Source organism: Sphingopyxis sp. 550B (assembly GCF_057401805.1).
Map to the genome: position 1 here is coordinate 3170139 of NZ_CM171610.1, position 19167 is coordinate 3189305.

Genomic DNA, 19167 nt, shown 5'->3' on the forward strand with positions numbered 1-19167 from the left:
TTACCGACGGCTTCTACATGATTTTCAGCGAGACCGAATATTACTCGCCGCAATCGAGTCATGTCCTGTCGCCCGACACGTTGCAGCTCTACGTCGCCAGCAGCGGCGATGGAGAATATGTCGCGCATGACGGAGAGCCGGTGAGCTTCGAAGGTCCGGGTACGGCACTCATCATCGAACCCGAATATCAGCCACCCGCCGATGTGACGCTCGCGGGGATGGCACGATATATCTACATCGTCATCCACCGGAATGCCCTGAAGGCGCTCTTCGCGGGCGGCGAGCATGAACTGCCGGTCGATGTCCAGGATTTCCTCAACGGTAACCTGCGGCAGACAGCCGGTCGCGCGCTGCCATTGTCGGCCGCGATGTTCCGATGCCTCGACGACGTGCATGGCTGCCCGCTCGAGGGGCACAGGCGGCGATTGTTCCTGCAATCGAAGGCAATCGAGATCATCTGCCAGATGTTCGAGGCTTTCGATCACAGCGAAGGCTTCACCTCTCCCGAGACGACGCGGCTGACGGCGCGGGGAGTGTTGAAGGCGCAGCAGGTGCTGGCCGATAATCTGGCCTCCCCGCCTTCGCTCGAGGCGTTGGCGCGCCGCGTCGGGCTTAGTCGCAGCGCCCTGTGCAGCGGGTTCCGGCAGATACTCGGCCAGTCCGTGTTCGACTATGTCCATGGTCTTAGGATGCAGCAGGCGCTGGAACTCCTCAACGAGCGGGACGCCTCGATCACGCAGATTGCCTATGCCGTCGGTTACAATCGCGCATCGAGCTTCACGGTCGCCGTTCAGAGGCACTTCGGCGCCACTCCGAGCGAGCTTCGCCGGCGCAGCGCATTGCCGCGAAGCTGAACGGCAGCCCCCCATTCCCTCGAGCATTTTCACCGGCATGGAGGCAACAGGCACGGCTCGGCGTTCGTCCATTTGGCGGCATGCGAAATCTTTTTGGCGAGGGGCGAAAGACGGGCCGGAAATCGATGGCTAGTCTGACCGCCATTTCATCAAAAGGTGTTGCATGACTGACCCGATCGCCGAGATAGCGCCGTCACCGGCTTCCACCGCGCCCGTCCGACTGCCCGTTGAGCGCGCCAATTGCGAACAATGGGACATGACGTCGGAGTCCACCGGGCGCACATATCGGATTTACGTGGCCAAGCCCGAGTGGGCGGGCGATCCGCCGCCGGAAGGCTTCCCCGTTATATATCTGAACGACGCCGATTTCATCTTCCACACATTTGCCGACACCCTTCTGATGCAGGCGGTCGGCCTGGAACTGAAGCCCGCCTACCTGGTCGGAATCGGTTATGGCAAGGATTGGGCCTATGCTTCGCGTGCGCGTTGCGCCGACCTGCTGCCGACCCAGCCCGACGCGGCTACGCTCGCGGGGCTTGAAGCGTCGCCGATCACCCAGGGCGCGATTTATGGCGATGCGGAGAATTTTCACCGGTTCATGATCGAGGAACTGCGGCCGCTTATCGACGCCACTTACGCGACCGATCGCCGTAACAACATCCTGTGGGGCGATTCGTTCGGCGGACTGTTTGCCCTGCACGTCCTGTTCAATCATCCCGCCGCCTATCAGACCTATCTCGTCGGCAGTCCGTCGATCAACTGGAGCGGCGGCGCGATTCTCGACGACGAGATCAAGCTCACGGCGCCGGTTGCGGCGGGCGAAGTCGCACCGCGCGTCTTGTTCACCCTGGGCGAGCTCGAGGAAAAGCTGGCCGAACATGTGCCGGTCCATCCCGGCGTGACGCGCGAACAGATGCAGGAGATGCTCACATCGTTCGCGATGGTCACCAATGCGCTGGCATTGGCCGACCGCCTGCGCGCTCTCGAAGCCCCGGCTCCATGCGAAGTCGAGGCCATCGTCTTCGAAAACGAAACGCACCTGAGCGTATTCCCTGCGGCCATCAGCCGCGGTTTGCGCTTCGCGCTGCGCCTCTAGTCATCGCGATCAATCGGGACTGCAGGCGGGTACGCCGCATGCCGGCCGACCACATCGACTTGCCTGAAGTCCGGACAGCGATGGCAGCATCGCTGCAAGAGGGGAAATCAAGATAATGCAATCGCGGGCATCACTCGCATCCTGGTATGCGCTTCTCGTCCTCTCGGTGGCTACGCTCTACGCGGTCATCGACCGGCAGGTCATCATCCTGCTCTCGCAGCAGTTGAAGGCGGATTTGCATCTCAGCGACACGCAAATCGGAAGCCTGCAGGGCTTCGGTGCCGTATTGTTCGCCAGTATCGCCGCCTTTCCGCTCGGTTGGCTTGCCGACCGGATGGATCGCCGCGTCCTCCTGTCGCTGTGCGTCATTGTCTGGTCGATCGGGATCGCGACCTGCGGCCTGGCGACAAGCTATCCCTCGCTGCTGGCCAGCGTCGCATTGCTCGGGGCTGGTGAGGCCGGCCTGTCCATCATCGTTTTTGCGCTGATACCCCAATTGTTCGCCGAAAAGCAGCGGATGACGGCCAATTTCATTTACTATGCGGCGTCTGTCGTCGGTGGCGGCGTCGGCATCGCGCTCGCAGGCCTGATCATCGATCATATCGGTGTGATCAGCCATTTGGTCCCGACCGGAGAGTTCACGCGCGAGACCTGGCGCCTTGTCTTCTTCGCCGTAGCCTTGCCCGGCCCGGTCCTGGCCATCGCGATCGTTTTCCTTCGTCTCAATTCACAGCCTGCTCCGGCGCCCATCTCAACGCCAACCGCCATCGAGCTGCCGGAGCTGAATTTCCGCGCCTATCTAGCCGCGAACTGGAAAGCGATTTCAGCCGTGTTCGTGCCCTTCGGGCTGGTCATACTCGGAGCATCGGCGGTTTTCACATGGCTGCCGATCATACTCATGCGCAAATTCGAAATGACCCCAGGTGCGGTCGGCGCCGGACTGGGAACGGCGATGGTGCTCGGCAGCGTGGGCGGGCTGGTTCTTGCCGGCACCGCGGCCAAGGCCATGAAATCGAGGTGGGGCGTGATGACTCCTGTGCGGGTGTCGCAGATCGGATATTCGCTCTATGCCCTCATCATTCCGCTCTACCTTTTCGCTCGGACTTCCACCGAAATCTTCGTGATCGCGACCATTCAAATGGGCCTCGGTATCGGGGGGAACTCCTTGCTGCCGACCGTCGTCCAGGACCTCGCGCCCCCGCAGCTCCTCGGACGATTCTTTGCGATCTCGACGGTCTCGTCGACGTTGTTCGGGGTGATCAGCCCGGTCCTGGTCGGGCTGTTGTCCGATCATGTGTTCGGCCCTGAAAGCGGACTGCAGATGGCCTCGCTGTCGGTGGCGTTCCCCGCGGTCGTGATCGGCGCAACGATCTACTGGCTCGCTGACAGGCATATCGCTCGAACGATCGCAAAGGTCCGCGCGCCTGACACGCCCCCTCCCCCTTCTTCGGGCGAGCTTGCCGGCGATGATCGCTGGCCGCCGAGCACTGCCCGAAAGGAAGCGTAGCCAGAAGAACCGCTCCGATCGTCATGAGAAGATACTTTGAGCATCTGATGGCCTTGCGGGCGGAACTGGCAGGGGTAGGTCTGAACGGCTTTTTGCTTGCGACGGGCGACGAGCACATCACCGAATATCCGGCAGCCTATGCCAAACGGCTCGAATGGTTGACGGGTTTCAAGGGTTCGACCGCGTCGGCCGCAGTGCTGATGGATCGAGCGGCGCTATTCGTCGATGGCCGCTACACGGTCGCGGCGCGCGAGCAGGTCGACGGCGACTGCTATCAGATCGCACCAGTGCCGCACACCGGCCCAGGCGCATGGCTGACCGAGCATGGCCGCGACGGGGACCGGATCGGTTATGATCCGCGCCTGCACACCCGTAGCTCGATAAACCAGATCACGTCGACGCTCGCCGTATCGGGCGTCGAGTTGATACCGGTCGCGACAAATCCGCTCGACCGCCTTTGGCTCGATCAACCCGGCCGCCCGGCCACACCGATGTTCGTCCAGCCGATCGAAAAGGCCGGGAGGAGTTCGGACGACAAGCGTTGCGCGGTCGCTGACCTGCTGAGGACCCGCAATCTCGACGCCTCCATATTGATCGCGCTCGACTCCATCGCCTGGCTCCTGAACATCCGCGCGAGCGATGTGGAATTCGCGCCGGTGGCCTACGCATTCGGCATCTGCTGGAGCGATGGCAGCGTCGATCTGTTCGTCGATGAAAGCAAGCTGAGCTACGCAGTCCTCCGGCATCTGGGAGCCGGGGTGCGGACCTTTGGCTACGATGATTTCTACCCCGCGCTCGAAAGCATGGCGGGGCGGCGCGTCGCGGTCGATCCCGACCTTTCGCCCATCGCCGTCTATCAAGCGCTGGCCAAGGGCGGCGCGCAGGTTCGCGACATGGCCGACCCGACGCGGATGCCCAAGGCCATCAAGAACCCGGTCGAAATCGAGGGTATAAAGCAAGCGCATCTCCGCGACGGCGCCGCTCTCACGCAATTCCTGCACTGGCTGTCCGGCGAAGCGCCGAAGGGACGGCAGACCGAGATGTCGGCGGCCGAACGCCTCGCCGGGTTCCGCCGCGCGGAGGCAGGGTTTCATGGCCTGTCGTTCCCGACAATTTCGGCAGCCGACGCCAATGCCGCGCTCCCGCACTATGACGCGACGGTGGAGACCGACCGGCCGATAAATCCGAACAGCATCTATCTCGTCGATTCTGGCGGGCAATATTCCGGCGGAACCACCGACGTCACGCGAACTGTCGCCATCGGCGATGCGCGTAAAGAGATCCGCGACCGGTTCACCCGCGTGCTCAAGGGCCATATCGCCATTGCCCGGCTGACCTTCCCGGCAGGCACGATGGGCTTCCGCCTCGATCCCTTCGCGCGGCGGGCGCTGTGGGAGGTCGGTCTCGATTACGCCCTCGGCACCGGCCATGGCGTCGGCCATTTTCTCAATGTCCATGAAGGGCCGGCCCACATGCTGGCCGCACCCCGGCCGGGTGACGCAGGCATCGAGGCAGGAATGATCCTGTCGAACGAGCCCGGCTACTACAAGGAGGGCGACTATGGCATCCGGATCGAGAATCTGGTCGTCGCCGTCCCGCGCGACATCCCCGGCGCAATGAAGCCGATGCTCGGTTTCGAGACGATCACGATGGCGCCGATCGACCGAATGCTTATCGATACCGCGTTGCTCACCGACGCCGAACTCGATTGGCTCAACGATTATCATGCGACCGTCCTCGGGTCGATCGGCCCACTGGTGCCCCCGGATGTCCGGCCCTGGCTGGAGATCCAGACATCGCCGATCGGCCGGGCATGAAGGCCGCGCCCGGCGGCGTCTTCGCCGCGCCGCGTACGACAGGACACCGGATTTTCGCCCTCGGCCAAATCTCTTTTGAAAGCCGCTGAAAGCGTCCCGGCGGCCTTGATAGGGCCGCGCGAGGGACCCTAGCTTGCCGTCTTCCACCGCCGCTCGCGACCAGCCTGGAACCCGCGCCGGCACCCTCCCCTCGCGATCGATCGGAGTTCGCTCGATGAACCAATCCCTGGTAGCCGCCGACGACGAGGCATTGGACCAACCCGCCTCCGACGCCGCGGACATGCTGGCACGATATCGGGCCGCGGAAGCCGTGCTGGATGCCAGCGTGATGCGCCTGGTATTGAACGAAAGCGTGCGGCCGAACTGGGTGGGCGCCAATAGCTTCTGGTATCGGCGCGAGGTGGCCGGAGGCGGCCGGTATATCTGGGTGGAAGGCGGAACGCGCCGCCCGGCGTTCGACCATGCGGCCGCCGCAAGCGCGCTCGAGACCGCAGCGGGACAAGCGGCGAATGCCGACCTGCTGATGGTAGAGTCCATTACCGCGGACGGGGAATGCGTGCTGCACCATGGCGGGCGGCGCTGGCGGGTGGTTTCCGACGTTGCCGAGGACCTTGGAGCGATCGAAGGGGCAAAACCCGGACTTCTGCTATCGCCCGCGGGGGACCAGGCGCTGGTCGTGCGCGGCCACGATCTTGCCGTGCTCGACATCGCGAGCGGCGCCGAACGCCGCCTCACCGACGATGGCGAGGAAAGTTACGCCTGGGGCAAATATCCCGATGCGGCCTTGCTTGCGATCGCGCGGCGCCAGGCCAACATCCCGCTGATACCCTTCGGCTGGTCATGGTCGCCCGACGGAAAATATGTCATCGGCGGACGGGTCGATGAGCGGCATATCGAGCCCTATCCCTTTCTGGAATCGGTGCCGCAGGACGGTAGCGCCCGGCCGCGCGCTTATCATGTGCAGCAGGCGCTCGTCGGGGAGCGAGGCCCCCTGTTCAGCGCCTGCGCGATCGAAATCGCCACGGGCCGGCGGGTGCCGATCGCGCTTCATGACAAGCTCGGGCGCGATCTCGGCGAAGGGATCGTCCATCTCGAGCCGCTCGACTGGTCTGACGACAGCCGCCGGGTGTTCGTCGCCACCGCGCCCGACAGGACCGGGGCGACCATGCTTCTCGAGATCGATGTCACCACGGGGACGCTTCGCATCCCCATCGCCGAACCGACGACGGGCTTTCTCAAGCTCGGCGCCGAGCTGTATAAGCAGCCCAACAGCCGGATCATCGCCGGTGGGAGCCAAGCGATCTGGTATTCCGAACGCAGCGGCTACGGGCATCTTTACCTGTACGATCTTGCGACCGGCGAACAGATCAACCCGATCACTGCGGGCGACTGGCCGGTGCGCGATGTGCTGGAGGTCGACGAAGCGAAGGGGCGTATCTATTTCACGGCCTCGGGCCGCGAACCGGGCGATCCCTACCAGCGCCGCGTGTATCGCGTGGACATCGACGGTCAAAATCTGACGCTCCTCAGTCCCGAGGCGGCCGATCATGCGGTTGACGGGCCTCCGGAATCCCTGCTGGCGCGCATCTTCGGCATGGCGCGCCCTGCATCTGCGATTTCGCCCGATGGCAGCGTCTTTATCGACAGTTGGTCGACGGTCTCCACGCCCGGCAGCACGGTCCTGCGTTCCACCGACGACGGCAAAATGATCACACCGCTCGAGGAAGCGGACGCGAGCGCGCTCTATGACACCGGCTGGCGCCCGCCCGAACCTTTCGTCGCGAAGGCCGCCGACGGGGTCACCGATCTCTACGGCGCGATCTACCGTCCTCACGGTGCGACCGGCGCCGCGGTGCCGGTCGTCACGGCGATCTACGGCGGGCCGCAGATCGTGGTCGCACCGCATAATTTCGCGGCGGGGCGTTTCGGTGTCGGCTATCATGGTCGCGCAGCCTTCGCGGCGCTCGGATTCGCCGTCGTTGTCGTCGACGGACGCGGCACGCCGCTGCGATCGAAAGCTTTCCAGGACGCCGGCTACGAGGCCTCGGGCGACGTCTGCCTCGACGATCATGTCGAGGTGCTGAGGCAGCTTTGCGAACGCGATCCAACGCTCGATCGCGACCGCATCGGCGTCTATGGGCATAGCGCGGGCGGATATACCTCGGCGCGTGCCATCCTGCGTCATCCGGACGTCTTCAAGGTCGCTTTCTCGTCGGCCGGGAGCCATAATTTCCACGGCCTCTATTATGCAGGCGGCGGCCCCCTGCCCGATTATGGCAACGGCGTGCGCCTCAAGCCCGACGCCGGGGCGGTCCCCGAGAACTACCGGAAGCTGGACAATGGCGTCCTCGCGGCCAACCTGAAAGGCAAGCTCCTTCTCGCCTATGGCGACATGGATGAAAATGCGTTTCCCGCCGTCACCTTGCAGCTTTGCGCGGCGCTCAACCAGGCCAACCGGTCCTATGATTTGCTCTACATGCCCAATGGCACGCATTTCTATCTCGCAGAGCCCTACTTTCTGCGGCGGCAATGGGACTATTTCGTCGAGCATCTGATGCGCCAAACCCCGCCGCGCGATTACAGCATCGGAAAAGGCGGCATGAGCGCATTCGCGTGACCGGTCGCGGCCCTGCGACCAAGACCCCGGGAGTTTGATGATGTTCGACGTCGACGATATCCGCCAGCTTTCCGACCGTGCGGTTTTCGGCCGGAAACGCATGGCTTCGGGCAAGGAGGGGGTCGCGGTTTCCTCGCACCCCATCGTGACGCGCGTCGCCACCGCGATCTTGCGCGACGGCGGCAATGCAGTGGACGCAATCCTTGCCGCCTCGCTGGCGCAAACGGTGGTCGAGCCGCACATGACCACCGCCTTCGGCATGCTCAGCATGATGCACTATGACGCCGCGACGGGGGCGACCCACTATCTCAACGGTTCGATGAACGCGCCGCTAGCCGGGCTTGGCGGAATAACCGGCGCGGACCTCGCGACGGGACGCGGGGTTGCGATCCCGGGCTTCTGGGCGGCATGGGAAGCCGCGCGCGAGCGCCATGCGACGAAATCGCGCGAGGAACTCGCCGCTCCGGCCATCGAGCTCGCGCGCACGGGTATTCCGATCTATCCCTTTCTCTATGGCATGATGTTCGAGCAGGCGGGCAAGATCGGCCTCAGCGAGGAGGGACGCGAGATTTATTTTCGCGACAATGCGCTGCGCGGCCCCGGCGAGATCATTGTTAATCATCGGCTCGCCGATACGCTCGAGAAGATGGCAATTGGCGGGGTCGATTATTTCTACCGGTCGCGCTTCACCGAAAAGGTGGTCGAAACCGTTCGTGCCGCCGGCGGCGTGCTGACGATGGAGGATTTCGACCGCTTCGCGCCGCGCTGGATGGAGCCCGCCTGGGGAAGCTATCGCGGGCACAGGATCGCCGGTTCGCCGCCGCCCGACAATGGCGGCACCCACATCATCGAAATCCTCAACCTGATCGAGCAGATCCCGCTCGCGGAATGGGGCATGCCCACCGACAGCGCGGACAGCCTGTACTGGCTGTCGCGCTTCTGCCTCGAGGTCCCGCTCGACGGGGCCGCACAAGGCGACCCCAACAGCTGGCCGACGCCGCTCGAAACCATCCTGTCGAAGGATTATGCGGCGATGCGCTTCGAACTCATGAAGATGCGCGACCCCGTGCCGGTCGATCCGGCGCGCTCTCCTTACCCCGGCTCGAACCATCTGACGGTGGTCGATCGCGACGGCAATGTCGCGACCGTCCTCCACTCGGTCATGTCGCTGCCGTGGATGAACGGGCTGATGGTCGACGGCATGAGCCTGTGGTCCGGCGCCGCTCACTTCGCGCGCAACATGCCGAAACCCGGCGACCGCGCGACCTGCTACGTCGCGCCGCACATCATCTTCGGTTCGAACGGCAAACCCGTGCTTGCGGCCGGATCGCCGAGCGTGGCGTTGATCCAGAATTGTGTGACCAACGCGCTGAACATCCTCGATTTCGGTATGGATATCGAGACATCGGTGCACCGGCCGCGGATCGGCGGGCCGGTCTATGGTGGGAGCACGGCGAACAGCGTCGCGATCGAACTCGATTGCGGGACCCCGGAGATACACGCAGCGGCCGCGGCGCGGGGCCTGCAGTTCGAATTGACAAGCCCGTGGAGCTTCCACGCGGGGAGCTACGAGGGCATCCATATTTCGCCCGGCGGCGTCGCCAGCGCCTGCGCGGACCCGCGTCGTTCCGGGGCAGCGGAGGCGGTATGAGCAAGGAAGCCAAACCGCTGGTCATAGTCACCGGCGCCGCGCGGGGAATCGGTCTCGCCTGCGCATCGCGCTTCCTCGATGACGGATATCAGGTCGCGATGTGCGATATCGACGTCGCGAAGGTCGAGGCGGAAGCCGGCCGGCTCGACGCAAGCGGGGCGGATGTCAGAGGCTACGGGCTCGATGTATCAAGCGCGCAAGACGTCGAAAGATGCCTCGCGGACATTTTCGAATGGGGCGGACCCGCCCATGTGCTCATCAATGTCGCCGGCATCGTCCACAAGGCGCCGTTCCTCGAATTGGCGGAGGCCGATTTCGATCGCGTGCTCGGCGTCAATCTCAAATCGGTCTTTCTCGTGAGCCAGCATGTCGCCCGCGAGATGGTCGCTTACGGCATCCGGGGTTCGATCATCAATATGAGTTCGATCAACGCGGTGGTCGCGATCGGCGATCAACTCGCCTACGCCGTGTCGAAAGGCGGGATAAACCAGATGACGCGCGCGATGGCGCTGGCGCTCGCCGCGTCCGGCATTCGCGTGAACGCGATCGGTCCCGGGACCATCGCCACCGATCTGGCCCAAAACACGCTTCTGCGCGATGCCGACGCGCTGCGTGCCGTGCTCTCCCGCACGCCGCTCGGCCGCGTCGGCGAGGTCGAAGAGATTGCCGGCATCGCCGCGTTCCTGGCCAGCAAGGACTCCTCCTATATGACCGGCCAGATCCTCTACGCCGACGGCGGCCGCCTTGTCCTCAACCACACCGTTCCGGTGCGTGACTGACATGCAGCGTTACTCGCTCTTCTCGCTTATTCGCCACGGACTGCGCAATCACTCGGGATGGCGCGAGCAGTGGCGCGCCGCGGCGCCCAAATCGCATTATGACGCCATTGTCATCGGCGGCGGCGGCCATGGCCTCGGCGCCGCCTTCTATCTCGCTCGCGACTATGGGCTCACCAATATTGCCGTGCTGGAAAAGGGCTGGATCGGCGGCGGCAACACCGGCCGCAACACGACGATCATCCGCTCGAACTACCTCTTCGACGAGAGCTCCTCGCTCTATGATCATGCGGTCAAGAAGTGGGACACGCTGAGCGAGGAACTGAACTACAACGTCATGTATTCGCGGCGCGGCGTGATGATGCTGGCTCACACGGTCCATGACGAGCAGGTGTTCCGGCGTCACATCCACGCCAATCGCTTGAACGGTGTCGACAATGAGTGGCTGACGGCGGAGCAGGCAAAGGCCTATTGCCCGCCGCTCAACATCGATCCCGGCATGCGCTACCCGATCATCGGCGCAGCGCTGCAACGTCGCGGCGGCACGGCTCGCCATGATGCGGTGGCCTGGGGATATGCCCGGGCGGCCGACGCAATGGGCGTCGACATCATCGAGAATTGCGAAGTGACGGGGATCGACCGCGACCGTTCGGGGCGGGTGATCGGGGTCCAGACGTCCCGCGGCCCGATCCGGGCGGCGAAGGTCGGCGTGTCCGCGGCCGGCAACAGCAGCGTCGTGATGGGCATGGCAGGCCTGCGGTTGCCGCTCGAGAGCTTCCCGTTGCAGGCGCTGGTGTCTGAGCCTGTGAAGCCGGTCCTGCCCTGCGTGGTCATGTCGAACACGATCCACGCCTATATCAGCCAGTCCGACAAGGGCGAACTGGTGATCGGCGCGGGCACCGACGTATATACGAGCTACACCCAGCGCGGGGGGCTTCACGTCGCGCAGCATACGCTGGAGGCGATTTGCGAGATATTCCCGCAATTCCGCAGAATGCGGATGTTGCGCAACTGGGGCGGGATCGTGGACGTCACGCCCGACCGATCGCCGATCATCGCGAAGACGTCCGTTCCCGGCCTCTATGTCAATTGCGGCTGGGGGACAGGAGGGTTCAAGGCGACGCCGGGCGCCGCGCACCTGCTGGCACATACGATGGCGACCGATGCGCCTCACGCGCTCAATGCACCGTTCACGATCGAACGCTTCCGCGACGGCTATATGATCGACGAGGCGGCCGCGGCCGCGGTGGCGCACTGAGACCGGCCATGCTTCTCATCCCCTGCCCCTATTGCGGCGACCGCCCCGAAATCGAATTCAGCTACGGAGGGCAAGCGCATATTGCCCGGCCGCCGGTGCCTGCGGCGCTCGACGATGAGCAATGGGGTTCGTTTCTCTATGGCCGCGATAATGTTCGCGGTCCTCATCGCGAGCGCTGGCGCCATTCGCATGGTTGCGCACGCTTCTTCAACATCCTCCGCGACACGCGCACCGACCTGATTCTGGCAAGCTATCGCGTGGACGACCCTCGGCCGGAGACCGGTGCGTCATGACCCAGAAATACCGTCTGGCCGGGCACGGCCTCGTCGATCGCAGCCGTCCGCTGCGCTTCCGTTTCGACGAGCGCATTTACCAAGGCTTTGCGGGCGACACGCTCGCCTCCGCGCTGCTCGCCAATGATGTTCACCTCGTGGGGCGTTCGTTCAAATATCACCGGCCGCGCGGGATATTGGGAGCCTGGGCCGACGAACCAAATGCGCTGGTCACGATCGTTCGCGGCGGGGGGCGGGTCACACCCAATCTCCCGGCGACGCAGGTCGAACTGGTCGACGGGCTCGTCGCGTACAGCCAGAACCGCAATCCGAGCCTCGCACATGATCGCTGGAGCATCAACGATCGCCTCAGCCGCTTCCTGCCCGCCGGCTTCTACTACAAGACCTTCATGTGGCCGCGCCGCGCCTGGGACACGGTCTACGAACCGCGCATTCGCGCCGTGGCCGGGCTCGGCGTGGCGCCCGACGCACCCGACCCCGACCGCTACGCTCAGCGTTACGCGCACTGCGAGGTGCTTGTCGTCGGCGCAGGTCCGGCCGGGCTCGCGGCCGCATCGGCGGCGGCTGCCGGAGGCGGGCGCGTAATCCTCTGCGACGATCGTCCGCGCATGGGCGGATCGCTTCTCGCTGCGAGCGACGCCGTCATAGATGGCGAGGACGCCGCCGAATGGACCGCCCGCACGCTCGAGCGGCTTGCCGCGCTTCCCAATGTCCGGTTGCTCCCGCGCACGACGGCGTTCGGCTATTATCCCCACAATATGATCGGCCTCGCGGAGCGGCTCGGCGACCATGTCGAGGATGGCGCCGCTCCTGTCCGCGAACGGCTCTGGCAGGTCCGGGCGGCACGCGTCATACTGGCGACCGGCGCGATCGAACGCCCCCTCGTCTTTCCCGACAATGATCGCCCGGGGATCATGCTCGCCGACGCGGCGCGTACCTATCTCCAGCTCTACGGTGTCGCCGTCGGCGCCCGCCCGGTGGTGGTGACCGCGCATGACGCCGGATATCGCGTCGCGCGGGAGCTGACGAGCGCCGGGCTGGCGACGGTGCTGGTCGACATACGGCCTGGCCCGGCCGTTTCGAGCGCCCCCTTCCGCATCATCCGCGGCGCCCGCATCGAGGGAACGCGGGGCAAAATGCGCGTGAACGCGATAGATATCGTCGCGGGCGGCCACCGCGAACGCCTTGCGTGCGATGCCGTCCTGATGTGCGGCGGCTTCACGCCGGCGATTCACCTCGCCTCGCAGTCGCGCGGCCAAATGGCGTGGAGCGCGGACGTCCAGGCCTATGTGCCCTCGGGCTCGGTCGAGGACGAACGAACGGTCGGCGCCGCAAGCGGACGCCTCGAACTCGCAGACGCGTTGAAAGACGGCTGGTGGGCGGGAATAGACGCCGCGAAGACAAGCGGCGGCAAAATCGTGGCGGCCCCGCTGCCGCCGCGAGCCGACGTGCGCCAGTCCATCGGCAAGGGCGGCGTCATCGGCGCGCTCCCGCACGGCAGGAACCCTTTGCGCGTCAAGGCTTTCGTGGATTGGCAGAACGACGTGACGGCGCGGGACCTCGCCCTTGCGACCCGCGAGGGGTTCCGCTCGATCGAGCATGTCAAGCGCTACACCACGACCGGCATGGCGACCGATCAGGGCAAGCTGTCGAATATCAACTCGCTCGGGATCGTCGCCGCCGACACCGGGCGAGCGGTCGAAGCCGTCGGCTTCACCACCTTCCGGCCGCCCTATACCCCGGTCACTTTCGGTGCGCTGGCGGGAAGCGCGCGCGGCGAACTTTTCGATCCCGTGCGGCGCACCCCGATCCATGGCTGGGCCGAAGCAAAAGGCGCGGTCTTCGAAGATGTCGGGCAGTGGAAGCGCGCCCGCTACTTTCCGCGTGCCGGAGAGACGATGCGCGAAGCGGTCGACCGCGAGTGCCTGGCGGTCCGAAGCGCGGTCGGCATTTTCGACGCCTCGACGCTCGGCAAGATCGAGGTCGTCGGGACCGATGCGGCCGAGTTCCTCGAGCGCTTCTACGTCAACGCCTGGAAAAAACTCGGCGTCGGACGATGCCGCTACGGCGTGCTGCTGCGCGAAGACGGCTTCATCCTCGACGACGGCGTCATCGCCCGGCTTGCGAGCGATCGCTTCCACGTCACCACGACGACCGGCGGGGCGGCGCGGGTCCTCGGCCTCATGGAGGATTATCTCCAGACCGAATGGCCCGATCTCGACGTCTGGCTGACGTCGACGACCGAGCAATGGTCGGTGATCGCGATCCAGGGCCCGCTCGCCCGCGAGCTGCTGGCACCGTTGGTCGAGCAGCTCGACATCTCGGCTGCCGCCTTTCCCCATATGAGCGTTGGCGAGGCCGAAATCTGCGGCGTAGCGACCCGGCTGATGCGGGTCAGTTTCACCGGCGAACTCGGCTTCGAGGTCAACATCCCCTCGGGTCTGGTGCGACAGGTCTGGGAGGCGATCTGGGCTCGTGGCCAGACGCTCGGCCTCACCGCTTATGGCACCGAGGCGATGCACATATTGCGCGCCGAGAAGGGCTATATCATCGTCGGACAGGAAACCGACGGCACGGTCACTCCGCAAGACGTCGGGCTTGGCTGGGCCATCGGCAAGGCGAAGCCCGATTTCGTCGGCAAACGCTCTCTAGAACGCCCCGCGCTCCTCGCAAAGGGCCGCAAGCAACTTGTCGGCCTCTGCACGACCGATCCGTCGATCGTGCTTGAAGAGGGCGCACAGCTCATGGCGCCGGCCGGGCGGCCGTCGCTGGGCCATGTGACATCGTCCTACTATAGCGCGTCGCTCGGCCGCTCGATCGCGCTCGCGATGATCAAGGACGGCCGGGCCATTAAGGACCAGTCGCTTGTGGTGCCGATGCCGGATGGCAACATCGCGGTGAAGGTGACCGGGACCGTTTTCGTCGACCCCGAAGGGCACCGTCTCAATGACTGACCGAGGCGACCAGCGCGGCCCGGTCCGGCATTCACATACCCTGTCGCGCCACATCTTGCGCTGCCGCGAGGGGGCCATCGAGAAAGCCTCGGCGATCCTCGGGCTTTCGCTCCCGCGCACAGCCTGCCGCTCGGCATCGGGCGACGGGCTCGACGCACTATGGTTGGGGCCCGACGAATGGCTGGTTCTGGCGACTGGAGCGGCGGCTTCAACGATGTCGCAGGCCAGCGAGCGTTTGTCCGCGCTCGGCGGAGCCTTTGTCGACGTCAGTCACCGGCAGGTCGCGATCACGCTGGGCGGCCCGGAGGCGGAGATTTGGCTGGCGAGCGGTTGCCCGCTGGACCTGGCGACTAGCGCCTTCCCTGTCGGCACCTGTGCGCGAACCCTGTTCCACAAGGCCGAAATCATCGTGTGGCGGACCGGCCCCGAGAGTTTCCATCTCGAGGTCTGGCGTTCCTTCGCGCCTTATGTCGAGGCCCTGTTGTCGGAGGCGGCTCAAGAAGAGCCCGCGAGAAGCAGGAACTGACGATGCTGACGATCCACCATCTGGGCATCTCCCAGTCGGACCGTATCATCTGGCTCTGCGAGGAATTGGGGATCGACTATGTCCTTCAGAAATATGATCGCGATCCGGCAACCGGGGCGGCGCCGGCCGCCTACAAGGCGCTGACGCCCTTCGGTACGGCGCCCGTCATCACGCATGACGCCCTGGTTCTCGGCGAGTCCGGCGCGATCATCGAATATATCATCCACCGCCTGGGTGGCGGCCGTCTTGCGCTGGCACCGTCGGACGCGGCCTATCCGGACTATCTGTTCTGGCTGCATTTCGCCAATTCCTCGCTGATGTCGGCGCTTATGGTCGAGATGATCATCCCGGCAATCGAGCCTGCGAACCCCGATATCGCCGAGGCCTTGCGCGGACGCGGCAATCGCGCCTTCGGCCTCGTCGAGCAGCGCTTGTCGGAAGCGCCCTATTTTGCGGGGGATGAATTTACCGCCGCCGACATCATCATGGCGTTCCCATTGACGACGATGCGGCTGTTCGTGCCACGCGAAATCGCCGCCTATCCGAAGCTGAAGGCCTATCTGGCGAAGATAGTCGGGCGCCCCGCCTTCAAGCGCGCGCTCGCGGTCGGCAATCCGGGGCTCAAGCCCGTGATCGACTGAGCCGAAGGTGATCGCGCGCAAAGCTTCGCGGGCGATCCTGTGAGTTCAGCGCTCACCGCGCGCCGGGCGGCGCGGCGGCCGGCCCTATAGCCGATTCTTGATGATCTCGCCGTCGCGAATGATGAGGTCAAGGCGCTCGCCATTTTGCGACAGCAAGCCGATGTCCTTGAGCGGATCGCCATCGACGACGATGAGATCGGCGAATGCGTCGGGCTTGACGCAGCCCAGCCGCCCTTCGTGCATCAGGATTTCCGCGCCCACCGACGTCGCTTGCCGAAGGATTTCGATCGGCTCGAACACTTCGCGCCGCAGGGTGAACTCGCGGCATTGCTGATCATAGAGTTCGCCGAGCAAATCGGTGCCGAGGCCAAGCTTCACATTGGCCGACCGCATATGATCGAGTCCTTCGATGGCCGATTTGTGGGCGATCTTGAGCTTGTCCATCACGACGGGCGAAATTCCCATGGCGCTCCCCCCTTCCATGAGGGCGAAGATGATCGCCAGCGTGGGTACGACATAGGCTCCCTTCCCGGCGACGAATGCGGCCGTCTCGGCATCCATCAGCGTGCCATGCTCGATCACCCTGACGCCCGCCTCCACCGAGCGGCGGACGCCGCTCGCCGGGTGACAATGCGATGAAACGTAGGTCCGTCGCTCCTCGCATTCGCGAACGATCGCCCGTATCTCGTCGTCCCGGTACTGGTTCATCCAGATGGGATCGAGGGGCGAGGTCACGCCGCCCGACCCCATGATCTTGATGCAATGGGCGCCGCGCCGAAGCTCTTCGCGCGCCGCCTTGATGCAACCGTCGATGCCGTCGGCGATCACGCTCATCGTGCCGACCACGCTGCACGAGCAGGCTCCGAATTCATGCTCGCTATCGTGCATGTCCCGAAAATCGCCGTGCCCTCCCGTCATCGAGAGGATTTTGCCGGCATAGAAGAAGCGCGGCCCTTCGATGATCCTGTCTTTCAGGGCCTTGGCCAAACTCCAGTCGCCGCCGCCGATATCGCGCATCGTCGTGAAGCCGCAATGAAGGCTGTGGCACAGCATGCGCCCGGCGTGAAGGGCGTTATAGGGCGTCCCGACCTTTTCGAGCTGCGTCAGGTCGACATCGGCGGTGTAGGCATGGGTGTGAAGATCGATGAGTCCGGGCATCAGCGTCTTTCCGCCGACGTCGATAACCCGGGCATCGGGTGCGCGGATTTCCTTTTCGGAGACTTCGCGAATTTGACTGCCGTCGATCAGGACAGACATGCCTTCGGCGCATTCCTCGTTCATTCCGTCGAAGATGCGGGCATTTGTCAGCAGCAGTGTCACATAAGGTCTCCTGTTCGGGCGGCGACCGCATCTCGTCGGCGGTCGTCGCGTTCGGACAAGAATTTCAAACGGCACCCACCATGTCAACATGCATTATTGCATTTTAATATCCCGAAAATGGCTAGGATTGTTCAAATCATTGTCAAATCCTCCGGTTAAAAATCTTGCATTCTCGCCCCATAGCATACAGATATGCATGGACGATACGCGTCGGACTCGATGGGAGTGCGTGGAGAGGTTATGGACATTCCGAATGACAACCGGGCCTATACAGCGCTCGGAGAGCGATTTGGAACGGTCGGCCGGCTGGGCGCCGCCCGCGCAACCCTGTTCTGGGACAGCCAGACGCATATGCCGCCCGGAGCAGCATGGAGCCGAAGCGAGCAAATGGCGGCGATCGACGCGACCTGCACCGACCTCATCGCCTCGCCCGAAACAGAAGAGCTGCTCGAGACCGCGGCCGCGGCGGCAGGCGCGCTGGAGCCGGTCGAGCGCACCAATCTCGGCGAGATGCGGCGCATCTGGCGTCACGGCACCGCGGTTCCCAAGGAGCTGATGCTCGAAAAGTCGCGGCGTGTGTCCGCCATCCAGCCGATCTGGCTCGCGGCCAAGCAGTCCAATGATTTCGCACCTTTCGGCGCTGCCTTCGAGGAGCTCATGCCGATCTACCGCGAGGTAGCGCAGGCGAAGGGAGAAGCTTTGGGGCTCAGCCCCTTCGACGCGCTGATGGACGAGTTCGACCCCGGCCTGAGCACCCAGATCGTGGACCCCATTTTCGCGGATCTGGAGCGCTTTCTCCCGGCGCTTCTCGCCGACGTCATCGAGCGTCAGAAGAGCTGGCCGGACCCGGTCCCTTTCGAAGGCGATTTTTCAGCCGACCGGCAGCGCGAACTTTCCTACAAGCTGGTCGAGGCCCTCGGGCACGATCTTGCGCATGTCCGCATCGACGCGGCGCCGCACCCCTTTGCGCTGGCGGGATCGCCGGGCGACAATCGCATCACCACGCGGTTCGACGCGGACAATGTGCGCTACGCGATTCTCGCGACGCTGCACGAGGCGGGCCATTCGCTGTACGAAGCGGGACTGCCGCGGGAACATGCCTTCACGCCGGTCGGGCAGGCGCGCGGGGCGACCGCCCATGAGAGCCAGTCGACGATGGTCGAGATGCAGGCGGGCCGGAGCCGCGAGTTCCTGTCCTGGCTCGCTCCGCAGTGCCAGGCCGCCTTCGGCGGCAATCCCGATTGCTGGACCGCTTCCAACCTTCTCAACACCTATCGGCGCGTGGGGAGCGGATTCATCCGGGTCGAGGCCGACGAGATTTCGTACCCGCTTCACATCATTCTCCGGTATCGCATCGAGCAGGCCCTGCTTCGCGACGATCTCAAGGTTGCGGACCTGCCCGCCGCCTGGTCCGACTTGTCCGAGGCGATGTTCGGACGCCGGCCTCCCGATCACGCAACGGGCTGCCTCCAGGACATGCATTGGGCTGTCGGACTATTCGGCTATTTCCCGAACTATGCGCTGGGCGTGAGCCTCGCGGCGCAGCTTTTCGAGCAGGCGGTGAAGGACGATCCGGCCGTCCTCGCAAATCTGGCCGAAGGCGACTTCGCGCCGTATCGCGCATGGGTCGTTCCGCGTATCCACGCCAAGGCCAGCCAGATGCCGTTCAACGAACTGGTCACCGAGGCGACCGGCGCGCCCTTGTCGGCATCTGCGCTCGAGCGTCATCTGCGAGCGCGATATCTGGTCGAGGATATGCCCTGAGGCTCGGGCACACCGTCCATCGGAGCCTCCTGCGAAGCCAAAATGAATGCCGTCGGTCGTCATGAGCATGACGCCTTGAAAAATGAACGGATC

14 protein-coding genes are annotated in these 19167 nt (G+C 64.5%); 13 read left to right on the forward strand and 1 reads right to left on the reverse strand.

All coding sequences use genetic code 11. The features are described from left to right. The first annotated feature begins 17 nt into the window (after positions 1 to 17). From AC2S9W_RS14790 to AC2S9W_RS14845, 12 genes are all read left to right on the forward strand, one after another. Entirely contained in the window at positions 18 to 854 is an 837-nt protein-coding gene (locus tag AC2S9W_RS14790) for a helix-turn-helix transcriptional regulator (protein ID WP_486571149.1), read from the forward strand. A 163-nt stretch (positions 855 to 1017) separates the two neighbouring features. After that, positions 1018 to 1950 carry an alpha/beta hydrolase gene (locus AC2S9W_RS14795; protein ID WP_486571150.1) on the forward strand — a complete coding sequence of 311 codons (933 nt, stop codon included), beginning with the start codon at positions 1018 to 1020 and terminating at the stop codon, positions 1948 to 1950. Between the two features lie 115 nt (positions 1951 to 2065). Beyond that, on the forward strand, positions 2066 to 3457 hold the full coding sequence (locus AC2S9W_RS14800) for an MFS transporter (protein ID WP_486571151.1): 1392 nt from the start codon (positions 2066 to 2068) through the stop codon (positions 3455 to 3457). Between the two features lie 23 nt (positions 3458 to 3480). Further along, positions 3481 to 5274: a M24 family metallopeptidase gene (locus AC2S9W_RS14805; RefSeq protein ID WP_486571152.1), complete on the forward strand. Its 1794-nt coding sequence runs from the start codon at positions 3481 to 3483 to the stop codon at positions 5272 to 5274. Positions 5275 to 5488: 214 nt separating this feature from the next. Continuing rightward, positions 5489 to 7891, forward strand: a complete 2403-nt coding sequence (locus AC2S9W_RS14810; RefSeq protein WP_486571153.1) for a S9 family peptidase — start codon at positions 5489 to 5491, stop codon at positions 7889 to 7891. Positions 7892 to 7931: 40 nt separating this feature from the next. Next, on the forward strand, positions 7932 to 9542 hold the full coding sequence (locus tag AC2S9W_RS14815; RefSeq protein ID WP_486571154.1) for a gamma-glutamyltransferase: 1611 nt from the start codon (positions 7932 to 7934) through the stop codon (positions 9540 to 9542). Further along, a complete protein-coding gene (locus tag AC2S9W_RS14820; protein ID WP_486571155.1) occupies positions 9539 to 10321 on the forward strand; it encodes an SDR family NAD(P)-dependent oxidoreductase in 783 nt (260 codons plus the stop codon). Before AC2S9W_RS14815 ends, AC2S9W_RS14820 begins: the two co-directional genes overlap by 4 nt. A gap of 1 nt (position 10322) precedes the next feature. Further along, entirely contained in the window at positions 10323 to 11576 is a 1254-nt protein-coding gene (locus AC2S9W_RS14825) for a sarcosine oxidase subunit beta family protein (RefSeq protein WP_486571156.1), read from the forward strand. 8 nt (positions 11577 to 11584) lie between these two features. Further along, entirely contained in the window at positions 11585 to 11869 is a 285-nt protein-coding gene (locus tag AC2S9W_RS14830; protein WP_486571157.1) for a sarcosine oxidase subunit delta, read from the forward strand. Further along, positions 11866 to 14823, forward strand: a complete 2958-nt coding sequence (locus AC2S9W_RS14835) for a sarcosine oxidase subunit alpha family protein (protein ID WP_486571158.1) — start codon at positions 11866 to 11868, stop codon at positions 14821 to 14823. Before AC2S9W_RS14830 ends, AC2S9W_RS14835 begins: the two co-directional genes overlap by 4 nt. Next, entirely contained in the window at positions 14816 to 15349 is a 534-nt protein-coding gene (locus tag AC2S9W_RS14840; protein WP_486571159.1) for a sarcosine oxidase subunit gamma, read from the forward strand. The genes AC2S9W_RS14835 and AC2S9W_RS14840 overlap by 8 nt, the downstream gene beginning before the upstream one ends. A 2-nt stretch (positions 15350 to 15351) precedes the next feature. Beyond that, the gene (locus AC2S9W_RS14845; protein WP_486571160.1) at positions 15352 to 15990 is read left to right on the forward strand and encodes a glutathione S-transferase family protein; all 639 of its coding nucleotides are present in this window, start codon (positions 15352 to 15354) and stop codon (positions 15988 to 15990) included. 84 nt (positions 15991 to 16074) lie between these two features. On the opposite strand, the gene AC2S9W_RS14850 is transcribed toward AC2S9W_RS14845, so the two are convergent. Then, positions 16075 to 17310, reverse strand: coding sequence for a metal-dependent hydrolase family protein (locus AC2S9W_RS14850; protein WP_486571161.1), 1236 nt, complete (start codon positions 17308 to 17310; stop codon positions 16075 to 16077). 240 nt (positions 17311 to 17550) lie between these two features. On the opposite strand from AC2S9W_RS14850, the gene AC2S9W_RS14855 reads away from it, so the two are divergent. Further along, positions 17551 to 19074 (forward strand): hypothetical protein, encoded by a 1524-nt coding sequence (locus AC2S9W_RS14855; protein ID WP_486571162.1) that lies wholly within the window; start codon positions 17551 to 17553, stop codon positions 19072 to 19074. Positions 19075 to 19167 lie beyond the last annotated feature (93 nt).

What these genes read in the sequence shown, in the direction of transcription:
- AC2S9W_RS14795 (WP_486571150.1), top strand. Translation starts at nt 1,018, where the DNA reads ATGACTGACCCGATCGCCGAGATAGCGCCGTCACCGGCTTCCACCGCG.
- AC2S9W_RS14805 (WP_486571152.1), top strand. Translation starts at nt 3,481, where the DNA reads ATGAGAAGATACTTTGAGCATCTGATGGCCTTGCGGGCGGAACTGGCA.
- AC2S9W_RS14840 (WP_486571159.1), top strand. Translation starts at nt 14,816, where the DNA reads ATGACTGACCGAGGCGACCAGCGCGGCCCGGTCCGGCATTCACATACC.
- AC2S9W_RS14815 (WP_486571154.1), top strand. Translation starts at nt 7,932, where the DNA reads ATGTTCGACGTCGACGATATCCGCCAGCTTTCCGACCGTGCGGTTTTC.
- AC2S9W_RS14830 (WP_486571157.1), top strand. Translation starts at nt 11,585, where the DNA reads ATGCTTCTCATCCCCTGCCCCTATTGCGGCGACCGCCCCGAAATCGAA.
- AC2S9W_RS14835 (WP_486571158.1), top strand. Translation starts at nt 11,866, where the DNA reads ATGACCCAGAAATACCGTCTGGCCGGGCACGGCCTCGTCGATCGCAGC.
- AC2S9W_RS14845 (WP_486571160.1), top strand. Translation starts at nt 15,352, where the DNA reads ATGCTGACGATCCACCATCTGGGCATCTCCCAGTCGGACCGTATCATC.
- AC2S9W_RS14800 (WP_486571151.1), top strand. Translation starts at nt 2,066, where the DNA reads ATGCAATCGCGGGCATCACTCGCATCCTGGTATGCGCTTCTCGTCCTC.
- AC2S9W_RS14855 (WP_486571162.1), top strand. Translation starts at nt 17,551, where the DNA reads ATGGACATTCCGAATGACAACCGGGCCTATACAGCGCTCGGAGAGCGA.
- AC2S9W_RS14825 (WP_486571156.1), top strand. Translation starts at nt 10,323, where the DNA reads ATGCAGCGTTACTCGCTCTTCTCGCTTATTCGCCACGGACTGCGCAAT.
- AC2S9W_RS14820 (WP_486571155.1), top strand. Translation starts at nt 9,539, where the DNA reads ATGAGCAAGGAAGCCAAACCGCTGGTCATAGTCACCGGCGCCGCGCGG.
- AC2S9W_RS14810 (WP_486571153.1), top strand. Translation starts at nt 5,489, where the DNA reads ATGAACCAATCCCTGGTAGCCGCCGACGACGAGGCATTGGACCAACCC.
- AC2S9W_RS14790 (WP_486571149.1), top strand. Translation starts at nt 18, where the DNA reads ATGATTTTCAGCGAGACCGAATATTACTCGCCGCAATCGAGTCATGTC.